Annotated in this window: 2 protein-coding genes and 1 pseudogene; all 3 read right to left on the bottom strand. The window is 75.4% G+C overall.

What is annotated here, in order from left to right; all coding sequences use genetic code 11:
- Positions 1-120: 120 nt before the first annotated feature.
- Positions 121-243: pseudogene (locus AB0D08_RS27535) on the bottom strand (MbtH family protein); the annotation flags it as partial.
- Between the two features lie 38 nt (positions 244-281).
- A complete protein-coding gene (locus tag AB0D08_RS27530) occupies positions 282-3482 on the bottom strand; it encodes an amino acid adenylation domain-containing protein (protein WP_359892522.1) in 3201 nt (1066 codons plus the stop codon).
- The gene (locus AB0D08_RS27525) at positions 3479-8998 is read right to left on the bottom strand and encodes an amino acid adenylation domain-containing protein (protein ID WP_359892520.1); all 5520 of its coding nucleotides are present in this window, start codon (positions 8996-8998) and stop codon (positions 3479-3481) included. The genes AB0D08_RS27530 and AB0D08_RS27525 overlap by 4 nt, the downstream gene beginning before the upstream one ends.
- Between the last annotated feature and the right edge of the window lie 55 nt (positions 8999-9053).

The raw sequence follows: 9053 nt of genomic DNA, 5'->3' as shown, positions 1-9053 counted from the left end.
GCCGGTTCGGCCCGCGACGGCTTCTTCGGCACCCTGGCCCTGCTGGCCGCCGCCGCGCTGGCCGTGCTGTTCGCCGTCCGGCCGCCGGTCGGCGGACCCTGGCCCTGTCCGAATGTCGGCGATCCAGGCCAGGCACTCCTCGCGGGTGCCGCGGGTGCCCTCGGGCTGCCAGCCGGCCGGGGGTTCGCGGTGGGCGGGCCAGACCGAGTACTGCTCCTCGTCGTTGATGACAACGGCGAACATGGTGCGCTCCTAGGGTGGTCAGGGGTAGTCAGGGGTGGTCAGGCGAGGCGGTCGGTGGCCTCGGCGTCGGTCAGGGCGTCGATCTCGGCGATCAGCCGGGCCTCGACCCGTTCGGCGAGGTCCGCGAGTACGGGATGTTCGAAGACCTCGCGGATGGTGAGGTCCAGCCCGGCGAGCGAGCGGATCCGGGCGGCGACCCGGGTGACCCGCAGGGAGTCACCGCCGAGCGCGAAGAAGTCGTCCAGGGCCCCGGCCTTGTCGATGCCGAGTACGTCCGCCCAGATCTCGGCGACCAGCAGTTCGGCGTCGGTGCGCGGCGCCAGGTACTCGTGCCCGCCGCCCCCGGCGGCGCCGGTGCCGGGCCCGGGGTCGGGCAGGGCGGACAGGTCCGGCCTGCCGTTCACGGTGAGCGGGATCCGGTCGAGCAGGGTGATCCTCGCGGGCACCATGAAGGCCGGCAGCCGTTCGGCCAGGTGGGCCAGCAGTGCGGGCTCGGCGGGTGCCGCGCCGGGGGCGGGGACGGGCGCGGGGACGGCGTAGCCGAGCAGCCGGCCGTCCCGGACGAGGACCAGGGCGTGGGCGACCGCGGGGTGGGCGGTGAGCGCGGCCTCGACCTCGCCGGGCTCGATCCGGTACCCGCGCAGTTTGACCTGGGTGTCGGTGCGCCCGAGGAACTCCAGTGCGCCGTCGGCCCGGCGGCGGACCCGGTCGCCGGTGCGGTACATCCGGGCTCCGGGCTCGGGTGCGTACGGGTCGGGCAGGAAGCGGTCGGCGGTCAGGTCGGGGCGGCCCGTGTAGCCGCGGGCCAGTCCGGCGCCGGCCAGGAAGAGTTCGCCCTCGCCGCCGTCGGGGACCAGCCCGTACTGCCGGTCGAGGACGTGGCAGCGCACCCCGGGCAGCGGGTGCCCGATCGGCGGCCGGGCGGCCGGGTCCGCCGCCGGGTCCGGGTCCGGTGCGGTCAGGTCGGCGCTGGTGGCGATGACGGTGGCCTCGGTCGGGCCGTAGGTGTTGACCAGCCGGATCCGGCCGCCGTGCCGGGCGTGCCAGCGGGCCAGTGGGCCCGCCTCCACGGCGGAGCCGCCGAGCACTACCAGGCGCAGCCGCTGCGGCCAGTCGAACTCCTCCTCCAGCAGGACGAGTTCGTGCCAGTACGCGGTCGGCAGGTCGAGGACGGTGATCTGCCCGCCGGCTTCGCTGCGCAGCAAGTCGGGCAGGGTGCGGCCGCCGCCGGGGAGCAGGACGCAGGTGGCGCCGGAGGCGAGGGCGGGCCAGATCTCCTCGGCGTGGGTGTCGAAGCCGATCGAGGCGAATTGGACGATCCGGTCGCCGGGTCCGAGCCCGTAGCCGCCGTGGGTGCCGCCCGCCATCCAGTCGATCCGGTCGGCGAGTGCGCCGTGGTCGACCACCACGCCCTTGGGCCGCCCGGTGGAGCCGGAGGTGAACAGCACGTACGCGGGCGCGTCGGCGGGGGCACCGGGCGGCTGTCCGGCAGGTGCGGCGGAAGGATCCCCGGGACCCTCTCCGGGGTCCAGGCGCGGTATCCCGAGGTCGGGCGCGTCGGCCGCGGCCAGCAGCAGGCTCGCGCCGCCGTCCGCGACCAGTTGGCGCAATCGTTCGGCCGGCTGGGCCGCATCCAGTGGGAGGTAGGCGCCGCCGGCCTTCCAGACCGCCAGCAGCGCGGTCACCAGTTGGTACGAGGGGGTGAGGGCGACGGCGGCGACCCGGCCGGTCAGCGGGCCGATCCGGGCGGCCAGCAGGGTGGCGCGGCGGTCGAGTTCGGCGTAGCCGAGGGTGGCGTCGCCGAGAACGAGGGCGGGGGCGTCCGGGCGCAGGGCGACCTGTTCGGCGAAGCGTTCCAGCAGGGTCCGGCGGACGGCGGGCAGGGCGGGGCCGGTGGCGCGGGCGAGCAGGGCGGTGCGTTCGTCGCGGTCGAGCAGCCAGTCGCCGTGGGCGGGGGTGAGCGGGTCGGTGGTGGCGTGGGTGAGCAGGGTGCGGTAGCGGCGGGCGAGGGTGTCGGCGGTGGCCCGGTCGAAGAGTTCCAGGTCGTAGGAGAAGGAGCAGGTCAGGCCGTCGGCGGTGCGCCAGCAGTCGAGCAGCAGGTCGGCCTTGGCCCGGGCGAAGCCGGAGTCCAGCGCCATCAGTTCGACGCCGGGCGGGAGTTGGGGCCGGGCGGTGTCGGCCTCGGTCTGGCTCTGCAGGATGAACAGGGTGCGGAACGGCAGTTCGCCGGGTCCGGCGCCCTGGTCGGCGGCCAGCCGTTCCAGCGGGACGTCCTGGTGGGCGAGGGCGTCCATGGTGGCGGCCCGGACCCGGCGCAGCACGGTCCGGAAGTCCGGTTCGCCGGTGAGGTCGGCGCGGATCACGGCGGTCCGGGTGAAGTAGCCGATCAGCGCTTCGAGGGCGCTCTCGCCGCGGCCGGCGAGCGGGGTGCCGACGGTGAAGTCGTCCTGTCCGCTCCAGCGGCCGAGCAGGATCTGGTAGGTGGCGAGCAGCACCATGTACGGGGTGCAGCGTTCGGTGCGGGCCAACCGGTCGACGGCGGCGGTCAGTTCGGGGCCGAGGTGGAGGTCGGTGAAGCCGGCCGGGTGGGTGGGGCGGGCGGGCCGGGGCCGGTCGGTGGGCAGCCGCAGCGGTTCGGTGCCGGCCAGCCGGGCCCGCCAGTGGGCGTACGCCTGCTCGGTGGCCTCGGGGGTCAGGCGCTGCTGTTCGGCGCGGGCGTGGTCGCCGTACTGGAGCGGGAGTGCGGCGGGGTCGGCGCCCTGGTAGCGGGCCAGGAGTTCCTGCTGGAGCAGGGCGGCGGACCAGCCGTCGGCGGCGATGTGGTGCAGCACCAGGCAGAGTGCGTGCTCGCGTTCGCCGGAGCTGACCAGCACGGCGCGCAGCGGCGGCTCGGTGGTCAGGTCGAAGGGCCGGTTGACGTACGGGGCGACGGCCTCGGTGAGGTCGGTGTCGGTGGCGCCGGGCGGGATGCGGTGGACGGCGAGGTCGACCGGCCCGGGCGGGTGGACGATCTGGCGGGGGTGGTCGCCGATCAGCGGGAAGCGGGTGCGCAGGATGTCGTGGCGGGCGGCGAGGCCGTCCAGGGCGGTGCGCAGGGCGTCCGGGTCGAGCGGGCCGCGCCAGCGGTGGGCGAGGTACAGGTGGTAGGCGGTGTCGGCGGGGTCGAGCTGCTGGAGGAACCACAGCCGGTGCTGGTCGGGGGTGAGCGGGTGGCCGGGCGGGTCGGCGGGTGTGGTCATGCGTCCACCTCGTCCTTGGTGCGGGCTTGCAGGGTCTTCAGGCCGACCAGGTCGTCGGAGACGGCGTCGGGCACCTCGCGGTCGAACCGGGCGAGGACCGGGATCCGCAGGCAGATCAGGGCGAGCGCGGCCATCGCGAGTCCGAACAGCAGGTAGGCGAGGCCGATGCCGCGGCCTTCGCCGGTGCCGATCAGGCGGCCGACGGTGCCGGCGAGTGCGCCGTGCTCGTCCATCAGGGGCTGCAGCAGGCCGGGGGCGGTGGGGGCCACGACGGCGAACCCGATCGGCAGGGTCGACCAGGCGACCATGGTGTTGACGGCGATGATCCGGCCGTGGAAGCGCAGCGGGACCTTGGTCTGGATGATGGTGGCGTAGGTGCCGTTGAGCAGCGCGAGGCCGAGGGTCATGCCGAACGCGCCGAGCGCGACCAGTGGCAGGGCCGGGCGCAGGCCGGTGAGGACGCAGGCGGCGGCCAGGCCCAGGGTGGCGTACAGGACGCCGCGCAGCCGGTCGCGGCGCGGGCCGCCCCAGACCAGCAGGGTGAGGCCGCCGGCGACGGCGCCCGCGCCGGCCGCCAGCGCGACCCAGCCGGTGGCGGGCAGGTCGGCGAAGGAGAGCACCAGCGGGGTGGTGAGCAGGAACAGCGGGGAGAGGAAGATGTTGAGGACGGCGAAGTAGACCAGCATGGCGCGGAAGTGCCGGCTGCCGAGCGCCCGCCGGAAGCCGGCCCTGATCTCCTCGGTGACGCTCTCGCGGCGGCGCCAGGCCATCGCCTGCGGGAAGCGGACGGCGAGGGTGACGGCGACGGCGGCGGTGTAGCTGACCACGTCGATGGCGAGGATGCCGCCGAGGCCGAGGCCGGCCAGCAGGCCGACGGCGAACAGCGGGACCAGGAACTGGGCGAAGCCGAGTGCCATCTGGACGATGCCGTTGGCGCGGCCGAGGAAGCGCTTGGGGACCAGTTGCGGGACGGCCGAGCCCCAGGCGAAGCGCTGGAAGGCGAGGGCGAGCGAGAGCAGCGCGATCAGGGCGTAGGCGTGCCATACGTGCAGGCCGCCGGTGAGGTAGAGCGCCAGCAGGGCGGCCTGGGTGGCGCCGGCGGCGAGGTCGCCGGCCAGCATCACCTTCCGGCGGTCGCCGCGGTCGACGACGGCGCCGGCCAGCGGGGCGGCGAGGATGCCGGGGACGAGTCCGCAGGCGGCGAGCAGGCCGAGGTCGGCGAGCGAGCCGGTGCGCAGGTAGATCCAGATCGGCAGGGCGAACTCGGTGAGCGCCGAGCCGATCATGGAGATCTGCTGGCCGGTGGCGACGGCCAGGAAGCGGCCGAGGCTGGGTCTGACCTGCCGTCCGGTGCCTTCGGCGGTAGGGCGTCCGCCGCCGTCCGGTGCGGGCCGGGCGGCGGTGGCCGGGTCGCGGGAGACGTCCTCCAGCCACCAGGTGGCGTCCGGGGTGCGGGCGTGGTCCTGTTCGGTGCCCGCGGCGATGGCGGGGTGCACCTCGGTGAGGACGGCGGCGAGCTCCTCGGCGCGGTACTTGAGGAAGAAGTGGCCGGCCTCGTCGAGGACCACCACGCCGGTGGTGTCGGTGAGCCGGTGCCACTCGCGGTGGCGTTCCTGGTAGAACTCGGTGGCGGGGTCGCGTTCGCCGACGACCGCGATGACCGGGGCGTTCAGCCGGCCGCCGGCGGTGCGGAACAGTTCGCCGAAGTACTGCTCGGCCTTCTTGGTGCCGGTCCGCCGGTTGCGGACGATCAGGGTGAGCTGTTCGGGGGTGAAGTCCTCGGTGTCCAGGCCGGCCGAGGTGAGCGCGTTGACCATGTCCTGGTCGCTGCGCAGGCGGTCGGTGAGGGCACCGAAGCGTTCGGACAGGGCGGCGCCGCGTCCTTCGGGGCGGGCGAAGGGGAAGCTGCCGCCGAGGTGGACGGCGTCGACCTGGCGGCCGGCGGCCTCCAGTCGGCGGGCGATCTCCACGGTGAGCATCACGCCGAGCCCGCAGTGGCCGTAGAGCACGATCCGGCCCTCGACGCCGTCCAGGATCTCCTGTGCGGTCTCGGCCGCGACCTCGTCGAACGGCCGTGACTCCTCGCCGAGTTCGTGGCCGGGGACAGCCAGCGAGTGCAGGGCCCAGTCGTCCGGGAGGGCGTCGGCGAGCGGCTTGTAGATGAGTGCGCTGCCGCCGCCGTACGGGGCGCAGACCACCGAGGCGCTGGTGCGGGTGCGGGGTGGGGTGAGGCGGTGCAGCAGGCGGCGCGGTCCGCGCTCGGCGGCGTCGGCGCCGAGCAGGGCGGCGAGCGTGCGGACGGTGGGGTGCTGGAAGAGGTCCATCACGCCGAGGGTGCGGGCCTGGTCGGGCAGGGCGCGGCGGAGCCGGGCCACCACCTGGGTGGCGAGCAGCGAGTGACCGCCGAGTTCGAAGAAGTCGTCGAGGGCGCCGACCTGGTCGAGGTCGAGCAGGTCGGCCCAGAGTGCGGCGATCCGTTCCTCGGTGTCGCCTTCGGGGGGCCGGTACCCGGTCGGGTCGGCGGGGCCGTCGGCGGGGGCGGGGAGCGCGGCGCGGTCGACCTTGCCGTGGGCGAGCAGCGGGAGGCGGTCGAGTGCCACGTACCGGGCCGGGACCATGTAGTCGGGCAGGGTGTCGGCGAGGAGGGTGCGCAGGGCGGCCGCGGTGGGCGGCTCGCCGTCGCCGGGCCACTCCAGGTAGCCGACCAGGTGCTGCTTGATGCCGTCGCCGCGGGCCAGTACGACGGCCTGGGTGACGCCGGGGACGGCGGTGAGGGCGGCCTCGATCTCACCGGGTTCGACGCGGTGGCCGCGGACCTTGATCTGGTGGTCGGCGCGGCCGAGGAACTCCATTTCGCCGTCGGGCCGGTGGCGGACGAGGTCGCCGGTGCGGTACATCCGGGCGCCGGGTGCGGTGGCGTAGGGGTCGGGCAGGAAGCGGTCGGCGGTGAGGTCGGGGCGGCCGAGGTAGCCGCGGGCCAGCCGGTCGCCGCCGAGGTGCAGTTCGCCGGCCGTGCCGGGCGGGACGGGCTGCAGCCGCTCGTCCAGGACGTAGCAGCGGGCGCCGGCCAGCGGGCGGCCGATCGGGGTGGAGCCGTGCCCGGGGCCGTCGGGGTCTACCTCGTGGACGGTGACGCCGACGGTGGTCTCGGTGGGGCCGTAGTGGTTGAAGACGGCGCACCGGCCGAGGCGGGCCAGGTCGCGGGCCCAGCCGGCCGGGCTCGCCTCGCCGCCGAGCAGCAGGGCCTTGCGGGGCAGCAGGCGTTCGGCGGGGGCGTCGGCGGCGAGTGCGGCCAGGTGGGAGGGGGTCATCTTGAGGTAGTCGATGGCGTGGTCGGCCATCGCGTCGGCGAGTTCGGCGCCGGAGATCCGCCGGGGCAGCAGGTGGATCCGCCCGCCGGTGGACAGGCCGAGGTACAGCATGGTGATGCTGAAGTCGAAGGCGAGGGACTGCAGTAGGCCGTACGAGCCGCCCGGTTCTATCCGCAGCCGTTCGGCGGCGCCGGCCAGGTAGTTGACGATCTGGCGGTGCTGGACGGCGACGCCCTTGGGGCGGCCGGTGGAGCCGGAGGTGTAGATGACGTACGCGAGGTCGCCGGGGCCTGCGAGTTCGGGGAGCGGTCCGGTGTCGGCGGCGTGCTCGGCGGCGGCGTCGATGCGGAGCACGGTGCCGCGGCGGCCGGTGGCGGGGGCGGTGCCGGGGCCGGTGACCAGGATCGCGGCCGCGGAGTCGGCGAGCAGGAACTCCAGCCGTCCGGCGGGCTGTTCGGGGTCGAGCGGGAGGTAGGCGGCGCCGGCCTTGAGGGTGCCGAGCATGGCGACGGCGAGGTCCGGGGACTGTTCGAGGCAGAGCGCGACCACGTCGCCGGGTCCGGCGCCGAGGGCGCGCAGGCGGTGGGCGAAGCCGGTGGCGCGGCGTTCGAGGGCGGCGTAGGTGAGTGTTTCGGTGCCGTGGGTGAGGGCGGGGGCGTCGGGGGTGCGGGCGGCCGCCGCGGCGAGCAGGGCGGTGAGGGTGGCCGGGCCGTCGGCGGGCAGGGCGGGGCCGGCTGCGCGGGCGGCGAGTTCGGTGTCCTCGCCGGGGGCGAGCAGCGGCAGTTCCAGGGCCGGGCGGTCGGGGTCGGCGAGGGCGGCCCGCAGCAGCACCTCGAAGCGGGCGGTGAGGCGCTGGACGGTGGTGTGGTCGAACAGGTCGGTGCGGTAGGTGAACAGGCCGTACAGCCTTCCGTCGGGCTCGTCGCGCAGGTACAGCGCGAGGTCGTGGTGGGTGGTGGCGGCGCGGTGGCCGAAGCCCTCGGTGCGGGTGGCGCCGGGCGGTGCGGCGGTGGCGGGTTCTCCGTAGTTCTGGAAGGCGAAGGTGGTCTGGAAGACGGCGGCCCGGCTGACGTCGCGTTCGACGGCGAGGTCGGAGACGATCTGCTCGAACGGCACCTCCTGGTGGGCATAGGCGTCCAGGGTCCGCTCGCGGACCCGGCCGACCAGCCGGCCGAAGGTCAGTTCCGGGGTGAGCCGGGCCCGGATCGGCAGCATGTTGACGAAGATGCCGACCAGGGCCTCGAGTTCGCCGTGCAGCCGGCCGGCCACCGGCGAGCCGACCGCGAAGTCCGTCTGTCCGCTGTGCCGGGCCAGCAGGACCTGGTACGCGGCGAGCAGCACCATGTAGCGGGAGGCGCCGTGGGCGCGGGCCAGTTCGGTGACCCGCCCGGACAGGCCGGCGTCCCAGTGGAATTCGTGGGCGGCGCCGTCGTAGGTCAGGACGGGCGGCCGGGGCCGGTCGGCGGGCAGTTCCAGCGGCGGGACACCGGCCAGTTCGGCCTGCCAGTGGGCGCGGGAGGCGTCCAGGGCGCCGTCGGCGGTCCTGGCCCGCTGCCAGGCGGCGTAGTCGCCGTACTGGAGGGCGGGTTCGGCGAGGCCGTGCGGGGTGCCGTCGGCGTGCCAGGCGTACAGGGCGTCGAGTTCGCGCTGCAGCAGGTCGATCGACCAGCCGTCGCAGACGATGTGGTGCAGCACCAGGGCGAGGACGTGCTCGCGCTCGGCGAGGCGGACCAGCAGGACCCGCAGCAGCGGGCCGCGGCCGAGGTCGAAGGGTTCGGCGAGCAGCGCCTCGACGGCCTCGGCGGCGCGCCGGTCCGGTTCGGCCTCGCCGCTCGCGTCCAGGTATCCGGCGGTGAACGGCGCCGGGTCGGCGACCACGGTGTACGCCGTACCGTCCGCGGTGGCGGGGAAGGTGGTGCGCAGGCTCTCGTGCCGGGCGAGCAGGTCGGTGAGCGCGGCGTCCAGTGCGGCCCGGTCGTGGCGGCCGTGCAGGCGGCGGGCGGGGGCCAGCGCGTAGGCGGTGGAGCCGGGGGTGAGCTGGGCCATGAACCAGAGCCGTTCCTGGCTGCTGGACAGCGGCGCCGCGCTCCCGGCGGGTCGCGGGTTCACGGTACGGGCGGGGCCTCGGGCGCCGCGCAGCCGCTGCGCCAGCAGGGTCCGTTTGGCGTCGGACCAGCCCGTGGTCAGGGGCTGGGTTTCGGTCATCGTGGTCCTGTTCGGGATCGGGGGCGCCCGGCCGGCGGGCGGGACGGGGGCGGGC

It is taken from the genome of Kitasatospora sp. NPDC048540 (assembly GCF_040651175.1).
In the GTDB taxonomy this organism is placed as follows: Bacteria; Actinomycetota; Actinomycetes; order Streptomycetales; family Streptomycetaceae; genus Kitasatospora.
The sequence above is the reverse complement of the archived record's forward strand: the minus strand, read 5'-3'. Positions and strand labels throughout refer to the sequence as shown.